The following is a 14,435-nucleotide window of genomic DNA, read 5'->3' on the forward strand; positions in this document are numbered from 1 at the left end:
GCGCAAAAACCCGAGGTCAGCAAACCTCGGGTTTTTCTATTTTACAATCTGGAACGACTACTCTTCTGTCTCGTCTTCACCCTGATCGGCGATCCATGCAACGCTGACAACTTCTTCGCCCTTGCCAGTGTTGAAGACCCGGACACCACCTGCACTGCGGGACCGGAAGGAAATTCCTTCGACAGGGACGCGGATCGACTGACCTTTCGACGTGGCCAGCATGATCTGGTCGTCGATCTCGACCGGGAAAGATGCCACAAGCTCACCGCCGCGCATCGCCTTGTCCATGGCCGCCACGCCCATACCGCCGCGTCCGCGGACAGGGTAGTCGTGGCTGGAGCTTAGCTTGCCTGCTCCGCCGGTGGTGATGGTCAGGATCAGGTTTTCCGAGGCTGACATTTCGGCATAGCGTTCTTGTGTGATCGAACCTGGCGCTGCTTCATCTTCATCCGTCTCACCATCGTCGGCAATGCCTGCCACGGCGCGGCGTCGCTTAAGGTAGGCCGCACGCTCATCAGCTTCGGCCTCAAAGTGACGGATCACCGACATCGACACCACGCGGTCGCCATTGGTCAGCTTAATGCCACGCACCCCGGTGGACTCGCGCGAGTTGAACACGCGAACATCGGTGGTGCGGAAGCGGATCGCGCGGCCCGAATTGGTGACCAGCATCACATCTTCGTCTTCCGAACAGATGCGGGCATTCACCAGCTCCACGCCTTCGGGCAGTTTCATCGCGATCTTGCCGTTGCGGCGCACATTGGTGAAGTCCGACAGACGGTTGCGGCGCACGTCGCCTGCGCTTGTGGCGAAGACGATTTGCAGGTTTTCCCACTCTTCATCCGGCACGTCCACGGGCATGATAGCGGCGATGGACACACCGGTCGGGATCGGCAGGATGTTGACGATCGCCTTGCCCTTGCCGGTCCGGCTGGACTGCGGCAAGCGCCAGGTCTTGAGCTTGTAGACCATCCCTTCGGTGGTGAAGAACAATAGTTGGGTATGCGTGTTCGCCACGAAGAGGTTGGTAACGACGTCCTCTTCCTTGGTCTGCATCCCCGACAGGCCCTTACCGCCACGTTTCTGCGCGCGGAAGTCGGCCAGCGGCGTGCGCTTGATGTAACCGCCCGAAGTGACGGTCACGACCATGTCTTCACGCTCGATCAGGTCTTCATCTTCCATGTCGCCGGACCAGTCGACGATCTCGGTACGGCGGTCGACGGCGAATTGTTCGCGGACGCTGCGCAGCTCATCTGCGATGATGCCCATGATGCGCTCGCGCGAGGACAGAATATCCAGATATTCCTTGATCTTGGCGGCCAGTTCTTCCAGCTCGTCCGTGACCTCTTTGACACCCAATTGGGTCAGGCGTTGCAGGCGCAATTCCAGGATCGCGCGGGCCTGAACTTCGGTCAGGTTATAGGTGCCGTCGTCATTCATCTTTGACAAAGGATCGTCGATCAGGCGCAGATAGCCTTCGATCTCGGATGCCGGCCAACGGCGGGTCATCAGTTTTTCGCGCGCTTCGGCGGCGTCTGCCGAGGATCGGATCGTGGCAACCACCTCGTCCACGTTCGACACGGCCACGGCCAGACCACACAGGATGTGGCTGCGCTCTCGCGCTTTGCGCAGGTCGTACGCGGTGCGACGTGCCACAACATCTTCGCGGAAGTCGATGAAGGACGTCAGGAATTGGCGCAGGGTCAGCTGCTCGGGTCGGCCTCCATTCAAGGCCAGCATGTTGCAGCCGAACGAGGTCTGCATCGGCGAGAAGCGGAACAGTTGGTTCAGGACCACCTCGGGCGTCGCATCGCGCTTCAGTTCGACCACGACCCGTACGCCATTGCGGTCGGATTCGTCCTGCACGTGACTGACGCCTTCTATCCGTTTCTCGCGCACCGCTTCGGCGATCTTTTCGATCATCGAGGCCTTGTTTACCTGATACGGGATCTCATCCACGACAATCGCATAGCGATCCTTGCGGATTTCTTCGACACGGGTCTTGGCGCGGATGATGACGCTGCCGCGACCTTCCAGATAGGCTTTGCGCGCACCAGATCGGCCCAGCATGACGCCACCCGTTGGGAAATCGGGGCCGGGGACATATTCAATCAACTGATCTGAGGTCAGGTCAGGATCGTCGATCAGGGCCAGAGTCGCATCGACGACTTCGCCAAGGTTGTGCGGCGGAATATTGGTCGCCATACCCACGGCGATACCACCGGCGCCATTGACAAGCATATTCGGGAAACGCGCGGGCAGGACGGTTGGCTCTTTGTCCTTTCCGTCGTAGTTGTCCTGAAAATCAACGGTCTCTTTTTCGATATCAGCCAGCAGTGCGGCAGCTGGTTTGTCCATCCGCACTTCGGTATAGCGCATGGCCGCTGGGTTATCGCCGTCCATCGAGCCAAAGTTGCCCTGACCATCCAGCAAAGGCAGCGACATCGAGAAATCCTGCGCCATTCGTACCAGCGCGTCATAGATAGCTGAGTCACCGTGCGGGTGGTACTTACCCATCACATCGCCAACCGGACGCGCCGATTTGCGATAGGCTTTGTCGTGGGTATTCCCCGTCTCGTGCATGGCGTACAGAATACGCCGATGCACCGGCTTCAGCCCGTCGCGCAAATCCGGGATCGCGCGCGATACGATGACCGACATGGCATAGTCCAGATAGGACGTGCGCATTTCGGATTCGATGGAGACCGTCGGGCCGTCATAAACTGGGCGCTCTGGCGGGGTTTCGTCCATGTTTTCAGGAATTTCTGGCGTATCGCTCACGTAAACTGCCCGATCTTTGGCTTGGGTCTATATCTTGTGGATGCACCTTATCAGACCCGGCACATAAGGTGCAAGCAAGCAGCGCATTGAGTGCGAAAAACCACGGTAACGTCCCGGTAACATATTGTTATCCAAGAATTAGAAGGTTTCTGTGCTAGCCTGAAGAGACCTTGCAACAAACCGGAGGTCCGCATGAACCCAAGCGAAACCGAATTGATGCTTAAAGGGTACGGTCTGACAACGGCAGAATTCTTCTATCACATGCCCGACTATATCCACGTCTTGAACACTTTCATCTGGCAGGAATACGACCTTGCGCCGGATCATCCGAAACTGTTCGAATTCATCGATTTCTGGCAGCGAGAGATCGAGGGGCCGCTTCATTCCGTCAAATTTACCCATCGCAAAATGATTGCGCCGGGCGAATGGCGCAACATGGTGGGTGAGTTTCGGGTGAACTAAGCAGATGTGAAAGTCTGACCGAGCATCGAAATACCCGTTCTCATTTAGAGCAAGTCGGGTATGGTGGCAGCCAATTCGTTGGAGCCACAGGATAAAAAACGATGAAACGAGCGGTACTTTTTACTGCAATGCTGAGCCTGAGTGGCCCTGTATTTGCCGAAGGTGTTCTGGGCAAGATCAAGAAAGGTGCTGAAAACACCGCAGACGCGATCGGTCGTGGCGCGGAAGGCGTCGGTGACACAATCAGCAAAGGCGCTGAGGCCGTCGATGAAACCATCAATTCCACTTCGGATTTGCTGTCCAACGAAGCGACACCGGAAGAAACGCGTGCCAAGCTGGACGTGATGGCAGGAGAGATCCTTGATCAGTTGCTTGCCGAAAACCCCGAAGCGCAGTCACTTTATGACGTCAGTGCAGGTTATGCGGCCTTCAACTCGCGCAAGATTTCGGTCTTTCCGGTTTCGGCAGGGTATGGGCGCGGTGTGGCCGTTTCAAAAGACACTGGGGAGCACACCTATATGAACATGGGCACGGGTGGTGTGGGCGCGGCCATCGGCATTGGCGGCTTTGAGACCAAGTTTGTGATCCTGTTCGAAACCCCGGCAGACCTGGAACACTTTATAACCCATGGCTATGACGCAACGGCTGAAACTGGTGCCATGTATGGTGAAGAGAAAACGGGCGAAACCGTGCGCTTTACCGACGGGCGCTCTTTCTTTGTGCTCAGCAAAAAAGGTTGGCGCGTGTCAGCAGGTGCATCCGGCACCAAGTTCTGGAAATCGCCCGAACTGAACTGATTACCCCGAGCAGCTGGCACCGCCGAGAACGCAAAACTTGGCGCAATGAGGGTGGTTGAGGTGAACATCCGCCTCGGCTTCGGCCAGGCTGTGCCCCATCTCGAATTCTGGTTCGTAAGGCAGCAACGTGCAGGCCAGAACGGCAGGGCGGTCTGCGCCTTTGCGTTTGACCACCATGCGTGAACTTGCGCACATCACCGCATTGGGGGATTTGTCCAGAATTCCCCAGCAGGCGGTTGTAATTTCAGGCACTTCCACGGTCTCGTCCATCTCGGGGAACAAAACGGTCTGCGCCGGATCGTTGGGGTCGATGTCAAAGCGATGCTGGGCAAAGAATGCAGCATAGCCAGCGCGGCTCTCTGTATCCGTGTCCCCCCAAACCGTTCTGCCTGCGATCGCCATGTTGAAACCGTGATCGCGCAACCATTCCATTCCGGCAACGGTTTTGTCGAAACTGCCTTTGCCACGCTCTTCATCGTGCAGGTCGGGGCGGTGATGATCGACCGAGATGCGCAGGGTCAGTTTGTCGTTGTACATGCCCTGCAGGTCCAGCAAACCTTCGCGCATCTTGCGGCGCATCATCGGGGCCATCGCATTGGTCAGGATCAGGACCTCATACCCACGTTCCAGCGCGGCACGCGTCATCTCGATCATTTCGGGGTTCATAAAGGGTTCGCCGCCGGTAAAGCCGATCTCGCGCACGGGCCAGTTGCGCTCTTTAATTTGATCCAGATAGTCACGAACCTCATCAGCGGTCAGATAAACCAAAGCGTCATTGGTCGGGCTGCTGGCGATGTAACAGTTGACGCATTCGATGTTGCACAGCGTACCTGTGTTAAACCACAGCGTGTCTGGCTGGGTCAGTGAAACTGTTGCGCGGGTCTGCCCGTCTGCCGTCACCAATTTGTTTTGAAACTTGCCGATATTGGCGAGCTGTGGGGCGTTGTCTTTCATTCCCGCATCCGGTTTTTATGATGTCGTCGGTTTGAACTAGCGTGTTGTTTGGGATTTGGTAAGGGTGACGCGACGGTTCTGACAGAGTTTTGATGAGCTTTGAGTTTTCAATTTTGATTGCGCTAACATTGGACATGCCGAAAGGGGCGGGGTAAGGACAGCTTATGGTTTCACGCGTCATCCCAGTTGATCCTTTTGATCTGATCATTTTCGGCGGTACCGGCGATCTGGCACAGCGCAAAATCCTGCCTGCGCTTTTCCGTCGGTTCTGTGCGGGGCAATGGCATGAGGATGCTAATATTCTTGCCGCAGCCCGGGCGAACCATACTGCGGAAGAATTTCGTGAGATGGTTGCCGAGGCATTGCGCCAACACGCACCAAAGCGGGCGCAGGACAGCCGGGCGCTGACGCGGTTTTTGCAGCGGCTCGATTACGTGTCGCTGGATGCAATGACTGCAGAAGGCTGGGATGTTCTGGGCGAAAAGCTGTCGCCGGACCGCATAAGGGCGTTTTATTTTTCTGTCGGGCCAGGTTTGTTCGGCCCGTTGGCCGAGCGGGTCAGGGCGCATGATCTGGCGACGGACGACACCCGCATCGTGGTGGAAAAACCGTTTGGCCATGATCTTGACAGTGCGCGGGCCCTGAATGCCACGCTGGCTGCGCATTTCGACGAGAGCCAGATTTACCGGATCGATCATTATCTGGGTAAGGAAACCGTGCAGAACCTTATGGCTGTGCGCTTTGGCAATATGCTGTTCGAACCCTTGTGGAACAGCCAATATGTCGACCATATCCAAATCACGGTTGCGGAAACCGTTGGGATTTCCGGGCGCGAGGAGTATTACGAGCGCGCAGGCGCAATGCGAGACATGGTGCAGAACCACCTGATGCAATTGCTCTGCCTGATCGCGATGGAACCTCCGGCCAAATTTGATCCTGACGCAGTGCGCGACGAGAAACTCAAGGTAATCCGAGCGCTTGACCAGGTAGAGCCCCATCACATTGTGCGCGGCCAGTTCGCTGCAGGGCCAGATGGGCCGGGATACCGGGAGTGTGTTGGCAATCCGCGCTCGACCACCGAAAGCTATGTGGCGTTGAAGGCCCACATCAGCAACTGGCGGTGGGCTGGTACACCATTCTATCTGCGCACGGGTAAGCGGTTGGTGGCGCGATCTTCGGTGATCAATGTTATGTTCAAGGACGCGCCGCATTCGATCTTCGGGGAAGAAGCCGGACGGCACGCCAATGCATTGTCGATCCGTTTGCAACCCAATGAAGGGATCACCCTGAAGGTGACGATCAAGGAACCGGGACCGGGTGGGATGCGTCTGGTCGATGTTCCTCTGGACATGAGCTTTGCCGAAGCCTTGGGACCAGAAAATCAGGACCCGCCGGATGCTTATGAACGGTTGGTGATGGATGTGATCCGGGGCAACCAGACGCTGTTCATGCGCGGGGACGAGGTCGAGGCCGCCTGGGCTTGGACCGATCCGATCATCGCTGGCTGGCTGGCGCGCGGTGACGTGCCGAAACCTTATGACAGCGGCAGCACAGGGCCGGGCGACGCCGAGCTGCTGATGAAAAGAGACGGTCGCCGTTGGCAAGGAATCAAGCCATGAATATTCTGGAATATGCAGACCGAGAAATGCTGGCCATCGACGTAGCCAATACCTTGGCGGGTGATCTGAAAGCTGCACTGCTACATCATGAGACAGTCGCATTGGCCGTTCCCGGTGGGACAACGCCGGGGCCAGTGTTTGACAGCCTTTGTGCGGCTGATCTGGCGTGGGACCGTGTGCGTGTTCTACCCACCGATGAACGCTGTGTACCTGTCGATCACGAGCGTTCGAACGAGCGCTTGATCCGTGAAAGACTGCTGACCAACCGAGCTTCTGCCGCGCATTACATCCCGCTCTATGTACCCGGTGCGGAACCCGAGGCGGCACTGCCTGAAATTGAATCCCTGATCGCACCGGTTTTACCGTTGTCGGTTCTGGTGCTTGGTATGGGAGACGACATGCATACGGCTTCGTTGTTTCCTGGGATGGAAGGTTTGGCGGAAGCGCTGGACAGTAGTGCGCCAACGCTGGCTGTTGCGCGTACAGAGGTGCAACCCGAAGCGCGCATTTCGCTGACAGCACCGATTTTGGACGGCGCGCTGTCAAAGCACCTGATCATCTATGGTCAGGCAAAGCGTGACGCTTTGGAAAAGGCGATGTCGCTGCCACCGGAAGATGCACCAATCGCCGCAGTGCTGAGCGGTATAACTGTCCATTGGTCGGAGTGAGCACATGCAACTGGGCGCTTTGAAAGCATTGGCAGACGCGGACCGCCGTATCTTGGACCTGTTTGAGGCGGACGCGAACAGGGCTGCGGAATTTTCAGCTTCGGCCGGGGATATGCTTTTTGATTACTCCAAGACGCAGATCGACGAGAACGTGCGCGCGGGGCTGAGCCAACTCTGCGAAGACGCCGGTCTTGCGGCGCGGCGCGATGCGATGTTTGCGGGCGAAAAGATCAACGAAACCGAAGGGCGCGCGGTGCTGCACACAGCGTTGCGCAATCTGGACGGTGGCCCGGTCGAAGTGGATGGTCAGGACGTCATGCCTGAGGTTCTGGACACGCTGCAACGAATGCGGGTCTTTGCCGAAGAAGTCCGCGGTGGTGCGATTGCAGGGGCAGGGGGCAGCTTTACCGATGTGGTGAATATCGGCATCGGTGGGTCGGATCTTGGCCCGGTCATGGCCACACACGCGATGGCTCCGTATCACGATGGGCCCCGCCTGCACTATGTTTCGAACGTGGATGGTGCGCATATCGCTGACACGCTACGTCAGTTGGATCCGACACGGACTTTGGTGATTGTCGCCTCGAAAACCTTCACGACCATTGAGACAATGACCAATGCGCGCACGGCCCGCGCCTGGATGTCCGAAGGCGGAGGCGATCCATCCCGGCAGTTTGCCGCCGTATCCAGCGCATTGGACAAGACGCAGGCTTTCGGTATCCCCGAAGCGCATGTGTTTGGTTTCGCCGATTGGGTCGGTGGGCGCTATTCGGTCTGGGGGCCAGTGGGCCTGCCGGTCATGATCGCTGTTGGCTCAAACGCGTTTGATGCGTTTTTGCGCGGTGGGCAGGCGATGGATCTGCATTTCCGCTCGGCGGACTGGACCGAGAACATGCCCGTCATGCTGGCGCTGGTCGGTATCTGGCATCGTCAGGTTCTGGGCCATGCCAGCCGCGCCGTGCTGCCCTATGATCAGCGGCTGTTGCGGCTGCCAGCCTATTTCCAACAGTTAGAGATGGAATCGAACGGCAAATCTGTAGCCATAGATGGGTCTTCGCTGACTGTTCCGTCGGGGCCCGTGGTCTGGGGCGAGCCGGGGACAAATGGTCAGCACGCGTTCTACCAATTGATTCATCAAGGCACGGATGTCATCCCTTGCGAGTTCATGGTTGCCGCCGAAGGGCACGAACCCGAGTTGACCCATCATCACCGCCTGCTTTTGGCCAATTGTCTGGCGCAGTCCGAAGCCCTGATGCGCGGCCGGTCACTGGACGAAGCCCGAGACCGCATGGCGGCAAATGGGCTGACAGGTGCGGAACTGGAGCGACAGGCGCGGCATCGGGTTTTCCCCGGCAATCGTCCATCCACCACTCTGATCTATCCGAAGCTCACACCATTTGTACTGGGTCAGATCATTGCCCTGTATGAGCACCGGGTGTTTGTCGAAGGTGTGCTGTTGGGTATCAACTCTTTCGACCAATGGGGGGTAGAGCTGGGTAAGGAACTGGCTACTTCACTTGGCCCAATTGTGGATGGAGCAGAGAGTGCCGAAGGCAAGGACGCGTCCACCGCTTCGTTGGTCGCGTATGCGTTGAAACATCGGGATTGACGTCTAAAAACGCAGCGCGCTTCATCGGCGCGTTGCATTCTTTTATTGTCAGACAATTAAATGCTTGGCAGGGTTCCATCCTAGGAAACGACTGGATTGACGCAATGGGGCCTGCCCCTAGCTGTTAATGTCAGATGGATAAGGCAGGGGTCATCTAAGACCCCGCCAACGACGGGAGGATGTCCATGCTGGGACAGATGATGACGCAGCCTTTGCTGATTTCGTCACTGATTGATCACGCAGAGCGCTACCATGGCCAGACCAGTATTGTCTCGGTCGAGACAGATGCAACGGTTACCAAAACCAACTGGGCCGAGATTGCGGTGAACGCCCGACGCCTGGCATCGGCGCTGACAACACTGGGGCTGGAACCGCAAGACAGGATCGGGACTCTGGCCTGGAACAACCGGCGGCATCTGGAGATATACTACGCGACGTCAGGCTCTGGCTTTGTTTGCCATACGGTCAATCCGCGCCTGTTCCCCGAGCAAATGACCTACATCATCAATCACGCTCAGGATCGTGTGCTGTTCTTTGATGCAACTTTCATTCCGCTTGTGGCTGCACTGCATAGTGCGCTTACAGAGGTCAGGCACTTTGTCTTGATGGGGCCGCGCAATGAAGAGGCAGCGTCACAGATCCCTGATCTCAAATTCTACGACGAACTGATCGAAACAGGAGACGCCGGGTTCGAATGGCCTGATTTGGATGAAAACACCGCATCAAGCTTGTGTTACACCTCCGGCACGACGGGCAATCCGAAGGGCGTGTTGTATTCCCATAGGTCTACGTTGCTGCACAGCTTTGCGTCGAACACAAAAGATGTAATCGGATATTCCGCGATGGATGTCGTCATGCCTGTTGTGCCGATGTTCCACGTCAACGCCTGGGGGTCGCCCTATGCCTGTGCCATGTCAGGATCACGACTTGTGTTGCCCGGGCCGGATTTGCACGGCGAAGCGCTGGTCAACCTGATCGACACTTATGGTGTAACGCTGGCCATGGGGGTGCCCACCATTTGGCAAGGTCTGCTGGCCCATGCCGCCAAATGCGGGACCGAGTTGAAAAGCCTGGATCGAACAGTGATTGGCGGGGCGGCTTGTCCGCCCTCAATGATCGAAACCTTCCGCGAAAATTATGGCGTCGACACGGTTCACGCCTGGGGCATGAGCGAGATGAGCCCTCTGGGTACAGCAAACTACCCTCTGGCCAAACACATGCAGTTGCCGTTGGAAGAACAGCACGCAGTCCGTCTGAGCCAGGGCAGACCGCCCTTTGGAGTCGAGCTGAAAATCGTCGATGATGATGGCAATGACCTGCCGCATGACGGCGAAACGCAAGGCGATCTTATGGTGCGAGGGCATTGGGTTCTGGACAGCTACTTTTTGTTGCAGGATCAGCAGCTTCTGCAGGGCGGCTGGTTTGCCACTGGCGATGTCGCCACGTTGGACCCGGATGGCTACATGACCATCCGTGACAGATCCAAGGACATCATCAAATCCGGTGGCGAATGGATCAGTTCGGTCGAGCTTGAAAATATCGCGGTCGCGAATCCCAAGCTTGCAACTGCCGCCGTTGTGGGCGTGCCGCACCCGAAATGGGATGAAAGGCCCTTGCTGGTCGCTGTGAAGGCTGAAGGCGAAGACCCAAGCGAAGACGAATTGCTGCGTTTCTTCGAAGGCAAGATTGCCAAGTGGCAAATCCCGGACAAGGTGGTGTTTGTCGACGCATTGCCGTTGAACGCAACCGGGAAGGTCCTGAAACGCAACCTGCGCGCAGATTTCGAAGACGCCCTGAAGGGCTGAAATCAGTACTTTATGGAAGAATGGCTCCGGCGGTAGGGATCGAACCTACGACCAATTGATTAACAGTCAACTGCTCTACCGCTGAGCTACGCCGGAACGGTTCGCGCCGTATAGCAATCCGGTTTCCCGGCGTCCAGTGCGGCGTGCAAGATTTTGAGGAAATTTTTTTCGGCCTGAAATTTGAGAACAAAGCCGTTCTTCGGGCTATTGGTGCTTCCTTGCACCTTGCGTGGTAATTCGTTTTTTGCGGTGCATCTGCATCCTGAAAGTCGGGATACAGGTGTGTAGGTGACCCTTGTCTACGGTATTACACTGTCGCTATTGATTTAGCTGTCATGTGGTGTGAATTCTGTAACGGACGAGTTTGCCGGAACGGATACCACGGTGAATTCATACGTATGGCATGAAGTGTAAAATGACCCGGAGATCATATTGAAAACGGCAAACCTGGAAAAACCTGTTCTTACCATGCCGGAAGATGCGCAACGTGTTCTGCGAAAGCACTATGATGCGGCCTCAGTAATTCTTGAATACGGCTCTGGCGGTTCAACCGTGGTCGCTGGTGAGATGGAATCAAAAACAGTTTTCAGTGTCGAAAGTGATCGAAGCTGGGCCCGTATGATGCGACGTTGGTTTCGCGAGAATCCCCCGAATACGGGGACCGAGGTCAATATCTCTTGGGTTGATGTCGGTGAAACCAAGAAATGGGGGTTTCCGGTAAATCAGGAAAAATCGGCGCGATATCCCAGATACCCCCTTTCGATCTGGCAGAGCAAAGGGTTCAAACATCCCGATGTGGTTCTTGTTGACGGTCGGTTTCGCGTGGGCTGTGCGCTGGCAACAGCCTTCAACATTACTCGGCCCGTGACCTTACTGCTCGACGACTACGGAGATCGCCCACGTCTGCAGGCGGCGGAAGAGTTTCTGCCCAAGCCCGAGCTTGTTGGCCGTATGGCAATTTTTCAAATAGAACCGATGCAGATTCCCGCCGACCGCTTGATTCGTGTCATTCGGTTGTTAACGCTTCCGTAGGGGCGTGTTTTAGAACGCGTTTGTTCCTCAGAGGGACCGAGTATCAAGCATTTAGGAAATTCAGCGTTTCTTTGAAATGTGTTCGAAAAAATGGACTTGAACCTTGGTCGAGTAAGCGCTTGCCCTAGCACGTCCAACAAGTCGCGGATTTCAGGACCGCGAAGTGGGAATTGCCAATATCTCGATTTAAGATTTGATTGGCTCCGGCGGTAGGGATCGAACCTACGACCAATTGATTAACAGTCAACTGCTCTACCGCTGAGCTACGCCGGAACTGAGGCGCGTATAGCAACCCGGATTTCCGGCGTCCAGAGGGGAAGCGCGCGAAGCGCAAAAATTTTTCTACGTTTCAGCCGACGCGATGAAACTTGGCTGTGACAGACATTTCTCCACGTGGGAGAACTTTGTTTTTTCCAAACAGATCAACAAGGTGCGCAAAGACGTTCCGCTCGGCAGCAGGCAACAGGGCAGCGGGTGTGTCGGTATAGATACGCTCGGCCAGTTGTCGGGCTGTGCCGTCTGCCTGTTCCAATGCAGACAGAATCTGAGCCTCGCGGGTTAGCCGATGCTGGATCAACCAGTCCAGACGCTCGGAAGGATTTGTAATTGGTGCCCCGTGCCCTGCGTGGAAGACCGACCAGCTCCGGGCACGCAGGCGGCGGCAGGCTGCCATGAAGTCCGTCAAATCTCCGTCCGGGGGTGAGACCAATGAACTGGCCCAACCCATCACGTGGTCTGCCGTGAAACAGGTGTCCTGCCAGCCCAAAGCGATGTGATTTCCCAGATGGCCGGGGGTGTGAATGACCTCCAACTGCCAACCGTCACCAGCAATGACCTCACCGTCTGCAACTTCCACATCCGGGCGAAACGCCGAGTCGATACCTTCGCCACCTCCGGTCATACCTTGCGCGACCAAATCGGTCATGACGTCGCTTCGGCCCGCCTCCGGCCCGCCAAAGGCATAGATCGGAGCGCCTGACCTTTGTGACAGGGGCGCAGCAAGGGGGGAATGATCCAGATGCGTGTGTGTCACGACAATGTGGCTTATCTTTTGCCCCGGCTTCAAAGCATCGAGAATCGCGTTCAGATGTGCCTCGTTTTCAGGGCCGGGGTCGATCACAGCGATGTCTCGATCCCCAAGCAAATAAGTGTTGGTACCACGGTAAGTCATAGGCGACGGATTCGGGGCCAGAATGCGCCGCAGCCCCAGTTGCAGATCGACCGCAATACCTGCGGTAGGATTGAAATCGTCAGGTGCCTGCATTCTGCGCTCTTCCTCTTATCCGGGCGGCCCGCTAGGTTTAGCCCATGTCTTCGCAATGGCTCAAACCCTATCTGCCTCGCAGCCTTTACGCCCGCGCCGCCTTGATTCTGGTTTTGCCGGTGATCGTGTTGCTGCTTGTGGTGGGCATTGCGTTTATTCAGAAACACCTGGAAGACGTCACCGGGCAGATGACAAGCGCCGCCTCGCGCGAAGTGACCCTGATCACCACGATGATCGCAGATGCTGAAACCCAGCAAGAGGCTGTGGCCGCGATGCGCCCCGATTTGCAAGCCCTTGAAATGCAGGCGCGTTTTCTGGGCGTGAACGAAGAACCGATGATAGGGGCGCGGCGTTGGTATGATTTCATTGCACCGCAAGTTCAGGCTGACCTTCAGGCGAATTTGCCCGATCTGGTTGCCGTTGCTCTGCCAACCAGCCGCGAGGCGCGGGTCTATATGCAAACGCACCTTGGCGTGTTGCAACTGACCTTTGATCGGCGCAGGTTGTCACCGGTTGCGCCGCACCAGTTGATCGTGACAATGGTGTTTTTCGCGGTGATCATGACCACGATTTCCTTTCTTTACATGCGCAACCAATTGCGGCCGATCACGCGATTGGCCGATGCTGCGCAGGCGTTTGGTCGGGGGCGGGTCGTGCCGTACACCCCCGGTGGTGCAATCGAAGTACGCGCGGCCGGGAATGCGTTCCTGGACATGCGCGCCCGGATCGAACGTCAGATCGAACAACGAACCCTGATGCTTTCTGGTGTCAGCCATGACCTGCGCACGCCGCTGACCCGTCTGAAGCTCGGACTGTCCATGCTGCCCGAGGATGAGGCCGCACCTTTGCAGCAGGACGTGACGGAAATGCAGTCTTTGTTGGATGCTTTTCTGGATTTCACACGTGGTGCTGCGGAAGGGTCCCCCGAGGAGGTGCAGCCCGACGTGTTTATCCGCCAGATTGTCGAGGATGCTAAGCGCGCCGGGCATCAGGCCGATTTAATTGGGGTTGAGGGGCAGGGGACAGTTATGTTGCGCCCCATGGCCATTCGCAGGGCCGTTGAGAACCTGATCGGAAATGCGGTGCGTTATGGATCGCGCGCTGACGTGAGCTTGACGCTGAATCCCAAGTCTATGCGTATCCGTGTCGAAGATGATGGTCCTGGTATTCCAGTCGAGGAACGCACCGAAGCGGTCAAGCCTTTCACCCGACTTGACCCTGCGCGCAATCAGAACAAAGGCAGCGGCGTAGGGCTGGGATTGGCGATCGTGGCGGATATTGCCCGTGCTCATGGTGGAACCTTGCGGCTGGCAAAAAGCGAGCGTTTGGGCGGGCTTTGCGCCGACATTATTATCGGTCGGTAGCCAAAATTCCCTTGCTAAATAAATGCATGCAGTTTTGTGATTTTGTATAAGCATGTCATTCTAACCCCAGTTTTCAAACG

General features: G+C 56.7%; 11 protein-coding genes and 2 tRNA genes. 8 read left to right on the forward strand and 5 right to left on the reverse strand.

Annotated elements, in window-relative coordinates:
- Window positions 1-57 precede the first annotated feature (57 nt).
- Window positions 58-2,781 carry a DNA gyrase subunit A gene (gyrA, locus tag ACXADZ_RS07845; RefSeq protein ID WP_475194642.1) on the reverse strand — a complete coding sequence of 908 codons (2,724 nt, stop codon included), beginning with the start codon at window positions 2,779-2,781 and terminating at the stop codon, window positions 58-60.
- A gap of 192 nt (window positions 2,782-2,973) precedes the next feature.
- On the opposite strand from gyrA, the gene ACXADZ_RS07850 reads away from it, so the two are divergent.
- Window positions 2,974-3,243, forward strand: coding sequence for an usg protein (locus ACXADZ_RS07850; protein WP_171090293.1), 270 nt, complete (start codon window positions 2,974-2,976; stop codon window positions 3,241-3,243).
- A gap of 101 nt (window positions 3,244-3,344) precedes the next feature.
- Window positions 3,345-4,040: a lipid-binding SYLF domain-containing protein gene (locus ACXADZ_RS07855; RefSeq protein ID WP_475194645.1), complete on the forward strand. Its 696-nt coding sequence runs from the start codon at window positions 3,345-3,347 to the stop codon at window positions 4,038-4,040.
- Here ACXADZ_RS07855 and ACXADZ_RS07860 read toward each other — a convergent pair whose 3' ends face one another.
- A complete protein-coding gene (locus ACXADZ_RS07860) occupies window positions 4,041-4,994 on the reverse strand; it encodes a radical SAM protein (protein ID WP_475194648.1) in 954 nt (317 codons plus the stop codon). It lies immediately after the preceding gene.
- A gap of 164 nt (window positions 4,995-5,158) precedes the next feature.
- On the opposite strand from ACXADZ_RS07860, the gene zwf reads away from it, so the two are divergent.
- The 4 genes from zwf to ACXADZ_RS07880 all read left to right on the forward strand — a co-directional run bounded on the left by zwf (window position 5,159) and on the right by ACXADZ_RS07880 (window position 10,695).
- Window positions 5,159-6,613, forward strand: a complete 1,455-nt coding sequence (gene zwf, locus ACXADZ_RS07865; RefSeq protein WP_475194650.1) for a glucose-6-phosphate dehydrogenase — start codon at window positions 5,159-5,161, stop codon at window positions 6,611-6,613.
- Window positions 6,610-7,281: a 6-phosphogluconolactonase gene (gene pgl / locus ACXADZ_RS07870; RefSeq protein ID WP_475194652.1), complete on the forward strand. Its 672-nt coding sequence runs from the start codon at window positions 6,610-6,612 to the stop codon at window positions 7,279-7,281. Before zwf ends, pgl begins: the two co-directional genes overlap by 4 nt.
- A gap of 4 nt (window positions 7,282-7,285) precedes the next feature.
- Complete coding sequence (gene pgi, locus ACXADZ_RS07875; RefSeq protein ID WP_475194654.1) at window positions 7,286-8,890, forward strand: glucose-6-phosphate isomerase; 1,605 nt, start codon at window positions 7,286-7,288, stop codon at window positions 8,888-8,890.
- A 185-nt stretch (window positions 8,891-9,075) separates the two neighbouring features.
- Entirely contained in the window at window positions 9,076-10,695 is a 1,620-nt protein-coding gene (locus ACXADZ_RS07880; RefSeq protein WP_475194657.1) for a long-chain-fatty-acid--CoA ligase, read from the forward strand.
- A 21-nt stretch (window positions 10,696-10,716) separates the two neighbouring features.
- Here ACXADZ_RS07880 and ACXADZ_RS07885 read toward each other — a convergent pair.
- Window positions 10,717-10,791 (reverse strand) — tRNA-Asn (locus tag ACXADZ_RS07885).
- A gap of 336 nt (window positions 10,792-11,127) precedes the next feature.
- On the opposite strand from ACXADZ_RS07885, the gene ACXADZ_RS07890 reads away from it, so the two are divergent.
- Window positions 11,128-11,727 (forward strand): hypothetical protein, encoded by a 600-nt coding sequence (locus ACXADZ_RS07890; protein WP_475194659.1) that lies wholly within the window; start codon window positions 11,128-11,130, stop codon window positions 11,725-11,727.
- A 198-nt stretch (window positions 11,728-11,925) separates the two neighbouring features.
- On the opposite strand, the gene ACXADZ_RS07895 is transcribed toward ACXADZ_RS07890, so the two are convergent.
- Window positions 11,926-12,000: transfer RNA gene (locus ACXADZ_RS07895), tRNA-Asn, on the reverse strand.
- A 76-nt stretch (window positions 12,001-12,076) separates the two neighbouring features.
- The gene (locus ACXADZ_RS07900) at window positions 12,077-12,991 is read right to left on the reverse strand and encodes an MBL fold metallo-hydrolase (RefSeq protein WP_475194661.1); all 915 of its coding nucleotides are present in this window, start codon (window positions 12,989-12,991) and stop codon (window positions 12,077-12,079) included.
- Between the two features lie 44 nt (window positions 12,992-13,035).
- Here ACXADZ_RS07900 and ACXADZ_RS07905 point away from each other — a divergent pair, with 44 nt between their 5' ends.
- Entirely contained in the window at window positions 13,036-14,355 is a 1,320-nt protein-coding gene (locus tag ACXADZ_RS07905) for an ATP-binding protein (RefSeq protein WP_171090275.1), read from the forward strand.
- Window positions 14,356-14,435: the final 80 nt, after the last annotated feature.

The organism is Ruegeria sp. ABM4_193 (assembly GCF_056158705.1).

Bases quoted from the DNA above. Each gene is read 5' to 3' on its own strand.
- ACXADZ_RS07900 (WP_475194661.1), bottom strand. From the start codon at position 12,991: ATGCAGGCACCTGACGATTTCAATCCTACCGCAGGTATTGCGGTCGAT.
- ACXADZ_RS07855 (WP_475194645.1), top strand. From the start codon at position 3,345: ATGAAACGAGCGGTACTTTTTACTGCAATGCTGAGCCTGAGTGGCCCT.
- pgl (WP_475194652.1), top strand. From the start codon at position 6,610: ATGAATATTCTGGAATATGCAGACCGAGAAATGCTGGCCATCGACGTA.
- ACXADZ_RS07880 (WP_475194657.1), top strand. From the start codon at position 9,076: ATGCTGGGACAGATGATGACGCAGCCTTTGCTGATTTCGTCACTGATT.
- ACXADZ_RS07905 (WP_171090275.1), top strand. From the start codon at position 13,036: ATGTCTTCGCAATGGCTCAAACCCTATCTGCCTCGCAGCCTTTACGCC.
- ACXADZ_RS07860 (WP_475194648.1), bottom strand. From the start codon at position 4,994: ATGAAAGACAACGCCCCACAGCTCGCCAATATCGGCAAGTTTCAAAAC.
- pgi (WP_475194654.1), top strand. From the start codon at position 7,286: ATGCAACTGGGCGCTTTGAAAGCATTGGCAGACGCGGACCGCCGTATC.
- zwf (WP_475194650.1), top strand. From the start codon at position 5,159: ATGGTTTCACGCGTCATCCCAGTTGATCCTTTTGATCTGATCATTTTC.
- ACXADZ_RS07850 (WP_171090293.1), top strand. From the start codon at position 2,974: ATGAACCCAAGCGAAACCGAATTGATGCTTAAAGGGTACGGTCTGACA.